This is a genomic window from Bacteroides muris (ex Afrizal et al. 2022) (genome assembly GCF_004793475.1).
Classification (GTDB): Bacteria; Bacteroidota; Bacteroidia; order Bacteroidales; family Bacteroidaceae; genus Bacteroides; species Bacteroides muris.
Genome location: NZ_SRYZ01000001.1, coordinates 50,029 through 66,043, shown reverse-complemented (window position 1 = coordinate 66,043; position 16,015 = coordinate 50,029). Strand labels below are relative to the sequence as shown.

The window sequence follows — 16,015 nt, the reverse complement described above, 5'->3', positions numbered from 1 at the left end:
GACACAAAAGTAACGATTTTGGCCATTAATTGAATTATTTAGGCAGGTTAAATCTGTACACTTGCTCTACTTTTGCAGCAGGAAAAATCATAAACTCTTAATAAATAAATCCCTTATTATGAAAACAGTCCTCACTACGTTGGGAATCTCCCTTCTTGTATTGGCAGGTTGCGCAGGCCAAAAGCAGGCTGAAAGCAACTTTATCCAAGAAAACATTGATAATGCTGTGGCTCAGGAGACAATTCAGACAGACATTATCGAAAAATCCGGTAAAATCCTTAATCCCCGCACCATTGATAAGGATGGGAACATTGTCTATGTACCTATCGACGATTGGTGTTCCGGTTTCTTTTCTGGTAATATCTGGCATATGTACGAGCTGACCGGCGACCGGAAGTGGCTGCCGTTAGCAGAGAAGTATACCGAGGATTTGGATTCGGTACAATACCTCACTTGGCATCATGATGTAGGCTTTATGATTGGCTGCAGCTACCTGAACGGATACCGTTTTGCGGGTAAGGAAGAGTACAAACCGGTCATTATACAGACGGCCAAATCCTTGTCTACCCGTTTCCGCCCTGCTGCAGGCGTACTTCAGTCGTGGGATGCAGACAAGGGATGGCAGGCTGAACGTGGCTGGAAATGTCCCGTTATCATTGATAATATGATGAATCTCGAACTGCTGTTCGAAGCTTCCAGACTGTCGGGCGACTCCACTTTTTACAACATAGCCCGGAAGCATGCCGATACGACTATGGCTAACCATTTCCGTGAGGACAACAGCTGCTATCATGTGGTGGATTATGACCCCGAAACCGGTGAAGTCCGTAAGAGACAGACTGCACAAGGTTATGCCGACGAGTCTGCTTGGGCACGTGGACAAGCGTGGGCCTTGTACGGCTACACTATGTGCTATCGCTATACACACGACGCCAGATACTTGGGACAGGCTGAAAAGATTTACAACTTTATCTTCAACAACAAGAATCTTCCGGAAGACTTGGTTCCCTACTGGGATTACGACGCTCCCAATATCCCGAATGAACCTCGTGATGCTTCGTCAGCTGCCTGCACGGCATCCGCCCTTTACGAGCTGAGCACTTATCTGCCGGATAAGGGATACAAAGAAACTGCCGACCGGATTATGGAAAGCCTCGCTTCTCCTTCCTACCGTGCCAAAGTGGGTACCAATGGTAACTTTATCCTGATGCACTCTGTGGGTAGTATTCCCCACGGTGCGGAGATTGATGTACCGCTGAACTATGCCGATTATTACTTCCTGGAAGGATTGATGCGTAAAAGAGATTTGGAAAAATGAAAACTCAATTAAATATTTTGTTAGGTGGTTTAGGCTTGTTCGCCTTGCAGGGTTGTAAAGTCCCGCAAGCGGAACAAGCCGTCCGGCCGAATGTCATTTACGTTTTTCCCGACCAATACCGTAACCAGGCGATGGAGTTCTGGGGTCAGGAAGGTTTTCGCGAGAAAGTGAACTTTCGGAATGACCCGGTGCACACCCCGCGTTTGAATGATTTTGCCCGGGAGTCGGTAGTATTGACATCTGCCATGAGTAACTGCCCGTTGAGCAGCCCCCACCGTGGTTCTCTATTGACGGGAATGTATCCTAATAAGAGTGGTATTCCATTGAATTGCAATTCGAACCGTCCCATCAGCTCCTTGCGTGAGGATGCTGTGTGTGTGAGCGATGTATTCTGCAATGCCGGATATGACTGTGCCTACTTTGGTAAACTGCATGCCGATTTTCCTACCCCTAACGACCCCGAACGTCCCGGACAGTATGTGGAAGACCGTGTACCTGCATGGGATGCCTATACGCCGAAAGAACGTCGTCACGGGTTCAATTACTGGTATTCTTACGGTACCTTCGACGAACACAAGAATCCGCATTACTGGGATACGGAAGGCCGTCGCCACGATCCACGTGAGTGGTCACCGTTACACGAAGCGGACAAGGTGGTGTCTTATCTGAAGAACGAGGGAAATGTACGCGACCCGAAGAAACCTTTCTTCATCATGGTAGGCATGAATCCTCCCCATAGTCCGTACCGTTCTTTGGACGACTGTATGGAGGAAGATTTCAATCTCTATAAGGACCAGCCTCTGGACAGCTTGCTCGTCCGTCCGAATGCCAATCCCAAGATGCCCAAGGCGAAGAGTGCACGCTACTACTTTGCTTCTGTGACGGGTGTTGACCGTGCTTTCGGTCAGATACTCGATGCCTTGAAGGAACTCGGACTGGACAAGAATACCATTGTCGTGTTTGCTTCCGACCATGGAGAGACCATGTGCAGCCAGCATACGGAAGACCCGAAGAATTCCCCATACTCCGAGTCCATGAACGTTCCTTTCCTGGTGCGTTTCCCCGATAAGATTACCCCCCGTGTGGACGACCTGATGCTTTCCTCGCCGGACATCATGCCTACCTTGTTGGGCCTTGCCGGTCTTGCCGACTCCATTCCGGCCGAGGTGCAGGGACGCAATTATGCACCGCTTTTCTTCGATGAAAAGGCAGATATTGTACGTCCTACCGGTGCTCTCTATATTCAGAACTTGGATGGTGAGAAGGATGCGGAAGGTATGGTCTGTTCCTATTTCCCTTCATCGCGCGGCTTTAAATCGGCGCGCTATACGCTGGCGCTCTACATTGACCGCGAAAATCATAAACTGGTCAAAAGTTTGTTGTTTGACGATGAAAAGGACCCGTATCAGATGACTAACCTTGCTTTGGAAGAAAACCAAGAAGTCGTAAAAGACCTTTGCGCAGAGATGGGCAAAGTATTGAAAGAGATTGATGACCCTTGGTATAAGGAAGGTGTCTTGAAGGATATGATACCTTATTGATCGGATACAGGTTATAGATAATTCTCCATGAATTGCTTGAACATTTTTCTGCGACCCGCTTCGACTGATAATGAACTATTTGTCGGAGCGGGTTGTTGGATTCAGAATGGAATAAATTTGCCAATACGTATTTAAGTAAAGGATGGAGATGAAGTACAGACTATGGGCTTGTATTTGTTTTTGCCAATCTAACGAGCATATATCAAAATATGCAATCACTGCAGAATCACCAGATTCTATTGTTCAGACAAAAGAACAGAAGAACAAAAGTGAGAAAAATATGTTCTTTTGTTCTTCTGTCTAAAACTTACCTCAATCTGTATAAATCTGTGGTGAGTTGTGATACATTTGTTATTTATTCAGCTTCCATTCGCTTCCGTCCTTACCGTCCTTAATCTCGAAACCGAGTGCGGTGAGTTCATTACGGATTTTATCGGATGTAGCCCAATCTTTGTTGGCTTTTGCTTTTGAACGCTCTTCCAATAGCATGTCCACTACTTTGCCGAAGGCGGCTTCACGCTCCTCGTTGGAGGCGTTGCCTTCTTGTAATCCTAAGATGTCGAAGCAGAAAAGATAGAAGGTTTCCTTCAATTCTTTCAGGTCTTCGGCTGTGATGGAATCGTTTCCTGCCAGGATATTGTTTACCATCTTGGCGCCGTCGAAGAGGTGGGCGATGACAATCGGTGAGTTCAAGTCATCATTCATGGCTTCGTAACACTTGGCACGCAGAGATTTCACGTCTATGGTAGAGATTGAAGCAGGGGTAATCTTGTCCAGTCCATGTACAGCATCCATCAGTCTTGCCAGCCCTTTTTCAGCGGCTTGCAGAGCTTCATTGCTGAAGTCTACCGTACTGCGGTAGTGGGCTTGCAGGGTGAAGAAGCGAATGGTCATTGGGCTGTAGGCTTGCTCCAGCATGGGGTGTGTGCCTTTGAAGAGCTCTTCCAATGTGATGAAGTTACCATAAGACTTACCCATTTTCTGTCCGTTCACGGTCAGCATATTATTGTGCATCCAATAATGTACCATATCTTCCCCTTGGGAAGCTACGGATTGTGCAATCTCGCATTCGTGATGCGGGAAGATAAGGTCCATGCCGCCGCCATGAATGTCGAAGTGCTCGCCCAAGTATTTCTTTCCCATGGCTGTACATTCGGCGTGCCAGCCGGGGAAGCCGTCGCTCCACGGGCTGGGCCAGCGCATGATGTGTTCCGGTTGCGCACATTTCCAGAGGGCAAAGTCTGCGGGGTTGTGCTTCTCGCTCTGTCCGTCCAGTTCGCGGGTTGTGTTGAGAACATCATCCAGGTTGCGTCCGGAGAGCTTGCCGTAGTGATGGTCTTTATTGTATTTTTCTACATCGAAATAAACGGAGCCTTCACTTTCGTAGGCATATCCGTTCTTCAAAATCTCCTTTACAAGTTCTATCTGCTCGATGATGTGGCCGCTGGCATGCGGTTCAATGCTGGGCGACAGCACATTCAATGCATCCATTGCCTTGTGGTAGCGATTGATGTAGTATTGCGCCACTTCCATTGGCTCCAGTTGCTCCAGACGTGCTTTCTTGGCAATCTTGTCCTCTCCTTCGTCGGCATCGTGCTCCAGATGGCCCACGTCGGTAATGTTGCGGACATAGCGCACCTTGTAGCCGATGTGCGTCAGGTAGCGGAACAGCAGGTCGAAAGTGATGGCAGGGCGTGCATGTCCCAAATGCGGGTCACCGTACACGGTCGGTCCGCAGACATACATGCCTACATGCGGTGCATGCAGCGGTACAAACAGCTCTTTTTTTCTATTTAAAGTGTTGTAAATGGTCAGTTGATGTTCCATAACAGTTGATTATTAGTTCTTTTAGGAGTACAAAGGTATAATAAATCTGTGAAAATCTATAATGATATTCTGTTTTATAAGAGTAAATGCAGCGGATTTCACCTTCGTTTATTACTTTTGTATCCATGAAGTCAGATAAACGTGTATTGCTTGGCATGAGCGGCGGTACGGATAGTTCCGTGGCCGCCATGAGGTTGCAGGAAGCCGGTTATGAGGTGACTGGCGTGACTTTCCGTTTCTATGAGGCAGGGGATGAAATCGGGTATCTGGAAGATGCACGGGCTCTGGCCCTGAAGCTGGGGATGAAACACATCGCCTATGATGCACGCGAGCTTTTCCGTTCGCGTATTATCCGCTATTTTGTGGAAGAGTATCTGAGGGGGCGTACTCCCGTTCCTTGCACAGTATGCAATAATGAACTGAAGTGGGCACTGTTGGCTAAAATAGCCGATGAAAAGGGGATTTATTGGATTTCTACCGGACATTATGTGCGCAAAGTCTTGTCTGGAGGAAAGTATTACATAGCTCCTGCCGCAGATAAGGATAAAGACCAGACCTTCTTTCTGTGGGGGTTGAAGCAGGATATTCTGCGGCGTATGTTGCTTCCGATGGGAGATATTACGAAAAATGAGGCGCGCTCGTATGCGGCGGAGCGTGGTTTCGGGCAGGTGGCTGCGAAGAAAGACAGTATAGGTGTGTGCTTTTGCCCTTTGGATTACCGTTCCTTTCTGAAGCGTGAAGTCCCCGAAACACTATTACCCGGTAAAGGTAGATTCGTCGATGAAAAGGGAGATTTCTTGGGATGGCATGAGGGGTATCCGTTTTATACCGTAGGGCAACGTAGGGGCTTGGGCATCCATTTGAACAAAGCTGTTTTTGTGAAAGAGACAAGAGTGGAGACCAATGAAGTCGTTCTAGCCCCGCTTTCTTCTCTCTACAAGCAGGAAATGTGGCTGGGAGAGTGGAACCTGGTGGATAACAGTCGCGTGCTGGGTGCAGACGAGGTTATTGTGAAGATACGCTATCGTAAGCAGGCAAACCACTGTAAGGTAAGTCTCACAGTGGAGGGATTGCTGCATGTCCGCCTGTTAGAGCCGCTGGAATCTATTGCACCGGGGCAGGCAGCGGCTTTCTATGATGAAAGTGGGCTGCTGCTGGGCGGTGGAATTATTTTGGGATAAAATCTGCCTTCATATTTTGTTATTCGTTCAGCTTCAGCATCTCCTCTATATACTCCCTCGTATTGCTGAGCCGTGGCACCTTATGCTGCCCGCCGAGTTTACCCTTGCTGTCCAGCCAGTCGTGGAAGAGGTTGGGACGGGCGACGATGACTTCCAGCGGTTGCAGCGCCAGATTATTCTGCCTTTTAGCTTCGTAGTCGGAGTTCACCTCTTTCAGGGTGTCGTCCAATACTTTGGCGAACTTCTCCAGGCTGTCCGGCATTTGTGCAAACTCTATCAGCCACTGGTGGCGGCATTTGGCATGCTTGTCCATAAACACGGGAGCAGCAGAGTAATCCACTACCTGTGCACCGGTCTCGGCACATGCCCTGGCAAGTCCTCTTTCCGCATTATCCACAATCAGCTCCTCGCCGAACGCGTTGATAAAGTGCTTGGTGCGTCCGGTGATGACGAACTTATAGGGATGTTTCGACGTGAACTTCACCGTATCCCCAATCATATATCGCCACAAACCGGCAGAAGTGGAGATTACCATGGCGTAGTTCTTGTTCAGTTCCACCTCTTCGAGGCAGAAAGTGTTCGGATTCTCCTTGCCTACATCTTCCAGTGGGATGAATTCGTAGAAGATGCCGTAGTCAATCATCAGTAACATGGCAGGGTCTGCAGGGTCGTTCTGCGTGCCGAAGTAACCTTCGGATGCGTTGTAAGTCTCTACATAATGCATCTTGCTGCTGCGGATGACATCTTTGTATTGCTCGCGGTAGGGAGTGAAGGCAACGCCGCCGTGGAAGAATACCTCCAAGTTGGGCCATATTTCCTCGAGGCTCTGTTTTCCCGTCTTTTCCAGTATATGCTTGATGAGTACAAGCATCCAGGACGGTACTCCGGAAAGGTTGCTGACATTTGCATGGATGGTTTCGCGGGCTATAGCCTCCATTTTGGGCTCGAAGTGCTCCATCAAGGCCGTTTGTTTGCGGGGTACGCGGACAAAGTTTACCAGCGGGTTGATATTTTCTATGAGGATGGCGGAGAGGTCGCCTACAAGACTGTGGTTGGTGTTCAGGTTGGGAGCGTGGCTGCCTCCAAGGATAAGCCCTTTACCGGAAAAGAAACGACTTTCAGGATTCTGTCCCAGATAGATGGCAACGGCATCCCGGCCTCCCTTGTAATGCGTATCGTGCAAGGACTCCCGGCTGACGGGCAGGAACTTACTCTTGTCGTTGGTGGTACCCGATGATTTGGCAAACCAACGTATTTCCGAAGGCCAAAGCAGATTCTGCTCACCGGCACGCAGGCGGGTTACATAAGGTTTTACTTCTTCGTAAGTTTGTATGGGAAGGCGCTTCTTGAAATCTTCATAAGTACGGATAGAGGCATAGTCGTGCTTCTTTCCCCACTCCGTGTTTGCCGCTGTCCGGACGAGACGTTGCAGTACAAGCTGTTGCAATTCACCTGCATGGCTGGTGTATTGTTCGATTTCTTTCAGACGGGGAGCAAAATATACCTTATTCAGAAACTGTGTAATATTCATCGTTCTTTGTGAAATCTTATTTTAAACCGCAAAAATAATCTTATTTATCGGCATCTCTATCTTTTTTCTCTTTTTTTTCTATCTTTACGGACCTATAGAACAATAATTCAAACAAAAATATCATGAGAATAGGTATTTTGACTTCAGGAGGCGACTGTCCCGGCATCAACGCTACCATTCGCGGTGTATGTAAAACAGCTATCAACCATTATGGAATGGAAGTAATTGGCATTCACAGCGGTTTTCAGGGGCTGCTGACCAAGGATGTGGAGTCGTTTACCGAAAAATCCTTATCTGGTTTGCTGAACTTGGGAGGTACGATGCTCGGTACTTCGCGCGAGAAGCCCTTTAAGAAGAACGGCGTGATGTCCGGCGTGGACAAACCGGCACTGATAGCGCGGAATATCGAAGAGATGGGGCTTGATTGTGTAGTCTGTATCGGCGGGAACGGTACGCAGAAGACAGCCGCCAAACTCTCTGCTATGGGGCTGAACATTGTGTCTGTACCTAAAACCATAGACAACGATATCTGGGGAACCGATTTCTCCTTTGGATTTGATTCTGCCGTCAGTATTGCTACGGATGCCATCGACCGGCTGCACAGTACGGCCAGTTCGCACAAACGGGTGATGGTGATTGAGGTGATGGGGCACAAGGCAGGTTGGATAGCCTTATACTCCGGTATGGCAGGTGGTGGTGACGTGATTCTGATTCCGGAGATTCCCTATAATATTCACCGCATAGGAGAAACGATTCTGAATCGGCTGAAGAAAGGAAAGCCTTACTCCATCGTGGTGGTGGCCGAAGGCATACAGACGGACGGGCGGAAGCGTGCGGCCGAATACATCGCTCAGGAGATAGAGTATGAAACGGGTATTGAGACCCGTGAGACTGTGCTGGGTTATATTCAGCGTGGCGGCTCACCCACACCTTTTGACCGTAACCTTTCCACCCGCATGGGAGGACACGCCACGGAGCTCATTGCCAACGGGCAGTTCGGACGGATGATTACCCTGAAAGGCAATGAAATCTCTTCCGCGCCGTTGGAGGAAATAGCCGGCAAGCTGAAGCTGGTGACAGCAGACAATGACTTGGTGGTGCAAGGACGCAGAATGGGAATCTGCTTTGGATAAAGTATGGCTTCCCTTTATTAAAAGTACGGTCTCCCTTTTATTAAAGAAAGCTTCTTGAAAGATTGTGCCGCTCCTGCTCTATAGGAGTCGGCTTTCTTTTACCTTTATATCATCCGGCTTATGTTTTACCGAATGCATGATGTAGAATACTGTGCTTAAAGCCAAAGCAATGTTGATGGCCACAATGGATATGTTTCTGATAGCAATGTCGGTAATGAGAATACGACATAATATAGAGCATAGGATGGCCGGAAAAAGCCATCCTCCAAGTCTTTTCAAGGTCGGTTTAGCTACGTAAATTCGTTTGGAAACAAACAATCCGATAAGGTTTCCGCTCATCGTGAACATAGTAGCAATAGAACAAGAAAACAGCCAATTATACTCTTGGCACAAAAGGAGTGTAGTGAATCCTGCAATGACCAATAGAAAAGATAGCAGGGGGATGATTAATTTTTTATTCATGGCTCTGTACTATTTGTGGAATCTTCAGAAACAGGAACTGTTTCGTCTGTATCGGGCGTCTCGTCAGGAACAGTGGTAGATGATGTGGCAACATCACATGCCCATGTTTGAAAAACTAACCAACCAATAGCAACAACGACTCCTACTCCCATACTGGCTGTTGATGCGGCGGTTGACCATATTATACCTGATAATCCTAAAGCCAAATTGCATCCCCAGTTTTTCGTTTTTGTATTTATTAGTTCAATGCCTTCATAGATTTCGACAACCTCACAAGTTTCATTGGTGTTGTTGATTATTGCTTTGAAAATGGGAATATTATCCTGATCTTTACATATGAATGATGTTTCATTGGTAGTGCTTACTGTTTGATTATATTCTATAATCAAACAACTTTCAATAGTATCGTTCTTTTTGTAGAATGCCATTATGTTATTGGCATCTGTAACATTACGAACCACTATCATGGTTTCATCAGAATTTGGATTGGGACATACAATTTCTTGAGTTGTAATGTCATAGATGTCCGTTGGCTCAAATGGTGTTGTTGGTGATGAGTTTCTAGTCAGAGTTTTTTGCCCCAAATAATCCAATATTTGTTGCTGTAACGTTGAACTGTTTACTTTTTCATAGGTTTTGTACTCTTGAATCTCGTCATTTATGTTCAGGTTGTTTGAACATGAGAACAGGAAACTGCATAAAATGAACAAAAAGGAGGCTTTACTTTTCATAATGTTTTGTTTTTTAAGCTTATTAATAGAAAAAGAATTGTCAATTAAAAAAGCCTATTTTGAATTTTAATAGAAAATTTCCCGTTGCAGACTTATAATTTTTAAATCAATGAAACTTTCAATTTGATAGTTATAGTTTTTATTCGGATTTAAAGTTAATATTTGATGTCTTAATGATTTGCTTACAATATACGGAGAATACATGTAATATACAAACAATGACGTTTTTTTTAAAAAAAATAACACTATTTAGACTGATCTGTCTTTTGTTTTCGCAAATCGTTTTTTATTCGTGCGTAGGTAATTCGGAAGTATCTTCTGATTCTGTAGTAGGCGATGTTGTGTTCTCCACCGTATGGTTCCGTTCCTTTGCAGTCAGAATCTCCTCCTTGAAAGCCTCGTCTTCTTTGAGTTTCTTCAATGCTATCTGTGCGGCATTCTGTTGTGACTCTTTTTTGGAATAGCCTGTACCTGTACCTGCCGAGAGCCCTTCGATGCGGACTTCGGTGTGGAACATAGGATTGTGCTCTTCGTCAATAAATTGCTCGATAAGCTCGAATGACACCTCCATTTTGTTTTTCTGGCTCCATTCGATGAGTTTTGACTTGAAGTTGACCTCTTTGCGAGACATCTTGTCGAGGTCGATGTAGTTTTGGAAAATCTTCTTTTCCATGAACTGCTTGCAACGGTCGTAGCCCTGGTCCAGATAAATGGCGCCGATGAAGGCTTCGAATGCATTGCCGTACATGTAACTGTTGTGGGACGAGGAGCGGGTAGAGTATTTCACCAGTTTGTCCAGTCCGATTTCCACGGCCAGTTTGTTGAGCGTTTCGCGCTGTACAATTTTAGAGCGGGTGTTGGTAAGGAAACCCTCGCGGCGTCCTTCAAAGTGGCAGTATACAATGTCTCCTACAATAGCGTCCAGGATGGCATCTCCCAAAAATTCAAGCCGTTCGTTATTAACGGGGCGTCCTTTTTCGGAACGCAGGGAGATGGATTTATGCAGCAAAGCCTGCTGGTAAACCTTGATGTCACGTGGGAAGAAGCCGAGAATTCTGTAGAAACAAAAATAAGACTCTCTATCCTTGCGGAACAAGAGCCTTATTTTGTCTATTTGGTTACGTAACACGACCTTATTATTCTGCGTATTTCTTAAATATGACACACGCATTATGACCACCGAATCCAAAAGTATTGGACAAGGCTACGTTCACTTCGCGTTTTTGTGCTTTGTTGAACGTAAAGTTCAGGTCATAGTCGATGTTTTCGTCATTATCACCCTCTTCGTGGTTGATAGTCGGAGGAACAATGCCATTCTTGATGGCGAGGATGCTTGCAATGGATTCTATTGCGCCGGCAGCGCCCAGCAAGTGACCGGTCATGGATTTTGTCGAACTGATGTTCAACTCATACGCATGTTGTCCGAATACCTCTTTGATTGCTTTTGCTTCCGAAATATCACCTACAGGAGTAGATGTACCATGAACATTGATATAATCTACCTCTTCGGGTTTCATTTCTGCATCTTCCAATGCATTGCGCATCACTAATTTGGCTCCCAAACCTTCGGGATGAGAGGCTGTCAGGTGATGAGCGTCGGCAGACATTCCTACGCCGGCAACTTCCGCATAGATTTTGGCACCGCGTGCCTTGGCGTGTTCCAGTTCCTCGAGAACAAGGCAACCACCACCTTCACCCATGATGAATCCGTCGCGACTTGCGCTGAACGGACGGGATGCGGTTTCGGGAGAATCGTTGCGGGTTGACAATGCATGCATGGCGTTGAAACCGCCTACACCGCAAGCAGCGATGGCTGCTTCCGAACCACCGGTGACGATGGCATTGGCCTTACCCAGACGGATGAGGTTGAATGCATCGGCAATGGCATTTGTAGAAGTGGCGCATGCAGAACAAGTCGCGTAGTTGAGACCGTGGAAACCGTACATGATGGAAATCTGTCCGGCAGCAATGTCCGAAATCATCTTGGGGATGAAGAACGGATTGAACTTGGGACCCATTTCCTTGCCGTTCAAGGCATAGTTGCCTGCTTCTTCTTCGAATGTACGGATACCACCGATACCGGCACCGAAGATGACACCGATTCTGTTTAAATCCTCATTTTCGACGTCAAGCCCAGAGTCACCTACCGCTTCTTTGGCTACTGCAATGGCATATTGTGTATACAAGTCCATCTTGCGGGCCTCTTTGCGGTCCATATATTTGGTAGCATCGAAGCCTTTCACCTCGCATGCAAACTGAGTCTTGAAAAGTGATGCATCGAAATGAGTAATAGGTCCTGCTCCACTAACCCCATTCACAAGGTTTTCCCAGAATTCGGGAACGCTGTTGCCAATGGGAGTAATGGCGCCAAGACCTGTTACTACAACTCTTTTTAATTCCATGTTATAAACGAATGGATAAGATTACTTAGCGTGTTCTTCGATATAAGATACAGCATCACCTACAGTACCAATCTTTTCAGCCTGGTCGTCGGGGATAGAGATACCGAATTCTTTTTCGAATTCCATGATAAGTTCTACAGTGTCAAGAGAATCAGCTCCCAGGTCGTTGGTGAAGCTAGCTTCGTTAGTAACTTCTGATTCTTCTACGCCCAATTTATCGACAATAATCGCTTTCACTCTTGATGCAATTTCAGACATAACTTTAAGTTTTTAATTAATAATTAGTTTTATTTCTTTAAATTTGCGGTGCAAAGGAATGAATATTTATCATTCCGCGCAAATATTTGATGAATTAAATACATCTTTTTGCACATTTTTCACGGTTTTGTGCAGCATTTGGAGGGGTTATGAGAAGAAATATCGCGGTTTTAGCGTCGGGAAGTGGTACGAATGCCGAGAATATTATCCGTTATTTCCGGGAAAAAGATTCGGCACGTGTGGCTCTGGTTCTGACTAACCGGCAGAATGCGTTCGTTTTAGAGCGTGCAAAGCGTTTGGGAGTGCCTTGTGTCTGGTTTGCCAAGAGCGATTGGGAAAGTGGAGAGCTTGTTTTGTCGACGCTTCGCGAGTATGAAATTGATTTTGTGGTATTGGCAGGGTTTCTGGCACGTGTGCCGGACAATATTCTGCATGCTTATCCCAATAAAATGATAAATATACATCCTTCGCTGTTGCCCAAGTTCGGCGGAAAGGGAATGTACGGCGACCGTGTGCACGAGGCAGTGATTGCTTCAGGCGAAAGGGAAAGCGGCATTACCATCCATTATACAAATGAGCATTATGACGAAGGTGGCATTATCTGCCAGCAGAAGTGTCCCGTCCTGCCGGGCGATACGCCGGAGGAGCTGGCGCAGCGCATCCACCGGCTGGAGTATGAATACTATCCGAAGGTGATAGAGGGGTTGGTGTAAGACCTGTCTACCAGCGCTTTATTCATTAAAGTTGGTGCAAAATCATAGTGCGTGGTACGGTAATGGTAAGAGCGGGTTGCATCTCTAAATGTATGTGCTACTTTGGGATATAAGTGTAAGCTTCTTTTTCTCTTCGTAGCGGGTAGTCTCCCCGCAATTTTTCAAATTGTTCGGGATGTGTTTTCAGTGCTTCGCTGTCCCTTCTCGGGTCATACATTTGCAGATATGCTTCTGCCGGGCTGCCGGCGGTAATAATCGGGTTCCGGGGTTGGGGGGGAGCGATGCGGTAGTCGGCTTTGATGTGAAAGAAACGGCAAAGGGCATCCAGGGACATACGGGTGGCATTGGCTTTTCCGTCGGCTGAATAACCGGCTATATGGGGAGTTCCAAGGAACACTCTATTTAATAAGGTAAGATTGATATCAGGCTCATTCTCCCATACATCAATGATGGCATCGGAAATCAGTCCGTCTTCTAAGGCATTCAGGAACGCATTGGTTTCAATCACCTCTCCACGTGAGGTATTGATAATGACGGGACAGCGTTTTAATGACCGGAAGAAAGCATGGTCTGCCAAATGTAATGTCTTGTATGGCCCTTCCTTATATAAAGGTACGTGGAAGGTGAGGATATCACATTCTGCTGCGAGTGCTTGCAAGGAACTGAAATCGCCCTCTCCTTCCTTGTCTTGCCGGGGCAGGTCATTCTTCAGGACACGCATGCCCAGTTCTTGCCCTACTTGGGCTATTTTGCTACCCACATTGCCTACGCCGATGATGCCTAATGTCAATTCGGACAGTTGTACTCCTTTGAGCTGTTGCAGTAACAGCAGAGCTGATTGCACGTATTGGGCTACGGATGCAGAATTACATCCGGGGGCGTTGGTCCAAGCGATGCCTGCTTCACGGCAATATTCCGTATCTATATGGTCGAAGCCTATGGTAGCGGTGGCAATGAAGCGGACTTTACTGCCTTCCAGCAATTCCTTGTTGCAGCGGGTGCGGGTACGTATAATCAGTGCATCGGCATCTTTTACCAACTCCGGAGTGAAGTCACTGCCGGAAGTATAAATCACGCTGTCGGCTATTTTTTCGATGGCTTCTTTAATGAAAGGTATTTTGTTGTCAACAATGACTCTCATAATGCTGCTGTTCTTTTCGACGATTTTCCATCGTGCGAAGATACGACTAATCCGTCAAAGTGGCTAAGTAATGCCCGGAAAATAATTTGGCTCTTTCCGTTTTTAAGTTTGCATTTCTGCCCTCACCGCTCTCACTCTTTTCTTCAACTTCCCTATTCATCGGCATTGCAGGGGTGGGTGAGAGCAATTGAAAAGGGTGAGGGTAAATTTTGCTCTCACCCGTGTTTTCTTCCGTTCCGCATCCTTCTTTCTTCTGTTGCATCCTTTTCATTCTTTCGTTTTACTTTTGGATTCTTCAGCAGCCCACGTTAGTGAGCCGTGATGTTCACTTGAGTGAACTAAACAGCTCACTAACGTGGTTGAATTGGTTCATAACAGTGGGCCGATGATGAATAAAGTAGTTTTCGGGAAGGAGATAAGGTGTTTGAAGGATAAAGCAATGGGCCAGTACGGATTGGGCAATGGGGATGTGCCCGACTCCGTACTTGGTTTTTGTAACAGACGGCAAGTGATTGCTCATCTTTATCTTATGTTTTATAGGTGAATTTGTGTTTTTGTCAAAAAAGGAAAGCGAAATAGACTGCTATATGAGGATTATCTTGTACATTTGCAGCTGAAACTTTTTTAGAGATGAGAATAGGATACGACGGAAAACGGGCTGTGCAGAATTTTACGGGATTAGGCAATTACAGCCGGTATGTGGTGCAGTCATTGTCAGCCTTTGCTCCGGAAAACGAGTATTGGCTGTATGCTCCGGTACACCGTGAAAACCAGCAACTCTCGTCGATGGTGGCCGAAAGCCGGGGAACGGTATCGGTACATTATCCGTCTTATTGGCTCTGGAGAGGAATGACTTCGTTGTGGCGTGTGGGAGGCATACGCAGGACTTTGAAACGGGACAACATACAGCTGTTCCACGGACTGAGTAATGAACTTCCCTTGACCATCCACAAAGTGCAGGAGGTGAAGAGCGTGGTTACCGTCCACGACCTTATTTTCCTGAGACTCTCACACTGCTTTTCGTTGATTGACCGCTTTATTTACAACTATAAATGCCGTTATGCATGCAAGCATGCCGACCACATTATCGCCGTGAGCGAGTGTACCAAGCGTGATATCGTGCATTATTACGGGATTCCGGCCGATAAGATTTCCGTTATCTATCAGGGATGCAACCCGCTGTATGCCTGCCGTGCCGATGAAGAGAAACGCAGGGAAGTGAAGCGGAACTACCGGTTGCCCGAACGCTATGTCTTGTCGGTGGGCACCATCGAAGAACGTAAGAATACACTGGCCATCGTGCAAGCCTTGGAACATCTGCCCGATGAACTGCATTTGGTTCTGGTAGGGAGACCCACGGCCTATATCCATCAGCTGAAAGAGTTTATGGCAAAAGCCGGATTGCAGGACCGGGTACACTTTCTGCACGGCATCCCTTCAGACGATTTACCTGCCATTTATCAGTCGGCCGAGACTTTTGTATACCCATCCGTTTACGAAGGTTTTGGCATCCCTATTCTTGAGGCTTTGCATTCCGGCATTCCGGTGGTTGCGGCAACCGGCTCTTGTCTTGAAGAAGCGGGGGGGGAGCATTCATTGTATGTGAGTCCCCATGATGTGGAGGGATTGGCGGCGGCGATTGCCCGTACACAAGAGCCTTCTTTGCGTGCCACCATGATTGAGGAGGGGCTGAAGTGGGCACAGCGTTTCACGCAAGAGCAGATGGCGCGCGAGACGATGGAGTGTTATCGGAAAGTATTAACAAAAGAAACCTAAG

The 16,015-nt window shown here is 46.8% G+C and carries 15 protein-coding genes; 6 read left to right on the top strand and 9 right to left on the bottom strand.

Going from position 1 to position 16,015, the window contains the following annotated elements:
- The first annotated feature begins 118 nt into the window (after nt 1-118).
- Nucleotides 119-1,318: a glycoside hydrolase family 88 protein gene (locus E5355_RS00315; RefSeq protein WP_136008693.1), complete on the top strand. Its 1,200-nt coding sequence runs from the start codon at nt 119-121 to the stop codon at nt 1,316-1,318.
- Nucleotides 1,315-2,859, top strand: a complete 1,545-nt coding sequence (locus tag E5355_RS00310; protein ID WP_136008692.1) for a sulfatase — start codon at nt 1,315-1,317, stop codon at nt 2,857-2,859. The genes E5355_RS00315 and E5355_RS00310 overlap by 4 nt, the downstream gene beginning before the upstream one ends.
- A 351-nt stretch (nt 2,860-3,210) precedes the next feature.
- Here E5355_RS00310 and cysS read toward each other — a convergent pair whose 3' ends face one another.
- Nucleotides 3,211-4,686, bottom strand: coding sequence for a cysteine--tRNA ligase (gene cysS / locus E5355_RS00305; protein ID WP_136008691.1), 1,476 nt, complete (start codon nt 4,684-4,686; stop codon nt 3,211-3,213).
- 125 nt (nt 4,687-4,811) lie between these two features.
- Between cysS and mnmA the strand changes: the two genes are divergently transcribed.
- Entirely contained in the window at nt 4,812-5,867 is a 1,056-nt protein-coding gene (mnmA, locus tag E5355_RS00300) for a tRNA 2-thiouridine(34) synthase MnmA (protein ID WP_136008690.1), read from the top strand.
- Between the two features lie 19 nt (nt 5,868-5,886).
- Here the strand turns inward: mnmA and E5355_RS00295 are convergent, their stop codons facing one another.
- Entirely contained in the window at nt 5,887-7,398 is a 1,512-nt protein-coding gene (locus tag E5355_RS00295) for a GH3 auxin-responsive promoter family protein (RefSeq protein WP_136008689.1), read from the bottom strand.
- A gap of 122 nt (nt 7,399-7,520) precedes the next feature.
- Here E5355_RS00295 and E5355_RS00290 point away from each other — a divergent pair, with 122 nt between their 5' ends.
- The gene (locus tag E5355_RS00290) at nt 7,521-8,531 is read left to right on the top strand and encodes an ATP-dependent 6-phosphofructokinase (RefSeq protein ID WP_136008688.1); all 1,011 of its coding nucleotides are present in this window, start codon (nt 7,521-7,523) and stop codon (nt 8,529-8,531) included.
- Between the two features lie 78 nt (nt 8,532-8,609).
- Here the strand turns inward: E5355_RS00290 and E5355_RS00285 are convergent, their stop codons facing one another.
- From E5355_RS00285 to E5355_RS00265, 5 genes are all read right to left on the bottom strand, one after another.
- On the bottom strand, nt 8,610-8,993 hold the full coding sequence (locus E5355_RS00285; RefSeq protein ID WP_136008687.1) for a hypothetical protein: 384 nt from the start codon (nt 8,991-8,993) through the stop codon (nt 8,610-8,612).
- Nucleotides 8,990-9,724 carry a hypothetical protein gene (locus tag E5355_RS00280; protein WP_136008686.1) on the bottom strand — a complete coding sequence of 245 codons (735 nt, stop codon included), beginning with the start codon at nt 9,722-9,724 and terminating at the stop codon, nt 8,990-8,992. The genes E5355_RS00285 and E5355_RS00280 overlap by 4 nt, the downstream gene beginning before the upstream one ends.
- A 286-nt stretch (nt 9,725-10,010) precedes the next feature.
- Entirely contained in the window at nt 10,011-10,853 is an 843-nt protein-coding gene (gene rnc, locus E5355_RS00275) for a ribonuclease III (protein ID WP_246866850.1), read from the bottom strand.
- A 7-nt stretch (nt 10,854-10,860) separates the two neighbouring features.
- Entirely contained in the window at nt 10,861-12,126 is a 1,266-nt protein-coding gene (gene fabF, locus E5355_RS00270; protein ID WP_136008684.1) for a beta-ketoacyl-ACP synthase II, read from the bottom strand.
- Nucleotides 12,127-12,147: 21 nt separating this feature from the next.
- Nucleotides 12,148-12,384: an acyl carrier protein gene (locus E5355_RS00265; protein WP_004291965.1), complete on the bottom strand. Its 237-nt coding sequence runs from the start codon at nt 12,382-12,384 to the stop codon at nt 12,148-12,150.
- Between the two features lie 149 nt (nt 12,385-12,533).
- On the opposite strand from E5355_RS00265, the gene purN reads away from it, so the two are divergent.
- Nucleotides 12,534-13,097 (top strand): phosphoribosylglycinamide formyltransferase, encoded by a 564-nt coding sequence (gene purN / locus E5355_RS00260; RefSeq protein ID WP_136008683.1) that lies wholly within the window; start codon nt 12,534-12,536, stop codon nt 13,095-13,097.
- 97 nt (nt 13,098-13,194) lie between these two features.
- On the opposite strand, the gene pdxB is transcribed toward purN, so the two are convergent.
- Nucleotides 13,195-14,238 carry a 4-phosphoerythronate dehydrogenase PdxB gene (gene pdxB / locus E5355_RS00255; RefSeq protein WP_136008682.1) on the bottom strand — a complete coding sequence of 348 codons (1,044 nt, stop codon included), beginning with the start codon at nt 14,236-14,238 and terminating at the stop codon, nt 13,195-13,197.
- A 46-nt stretch (nt 14,239-14,284) separates the two neighbouring features.
- On the bottom strand, nt 14,285-14,500 hold the full coding sequence (locus E5355_RS00250; protein WP_244074291.1) for a hypothetical protein: 216 nt from the start codon (nt 14,498-14,500) through the stop codon (nt 14,285-14,287).
- 368 nt (nt 14,501-14,868) lie between these two features.
- Here E5355_RS00250 and E5355_RS00245 point away from each other — a divergent pair, with 368 nt between their 5' ends.
- Complete coding sequence (locus E5355_RS00245) at nt 14,869-16,014, top strand: glycosyltransferase family 4 protein (RefSeq protein WP_136008680.1); 1,146 nt, start codon at nt 14,869-14,871, stop codon at nt 16,012-16,014.
- Nucleotide 16,015: the final 1 nt, after the last annotated feature.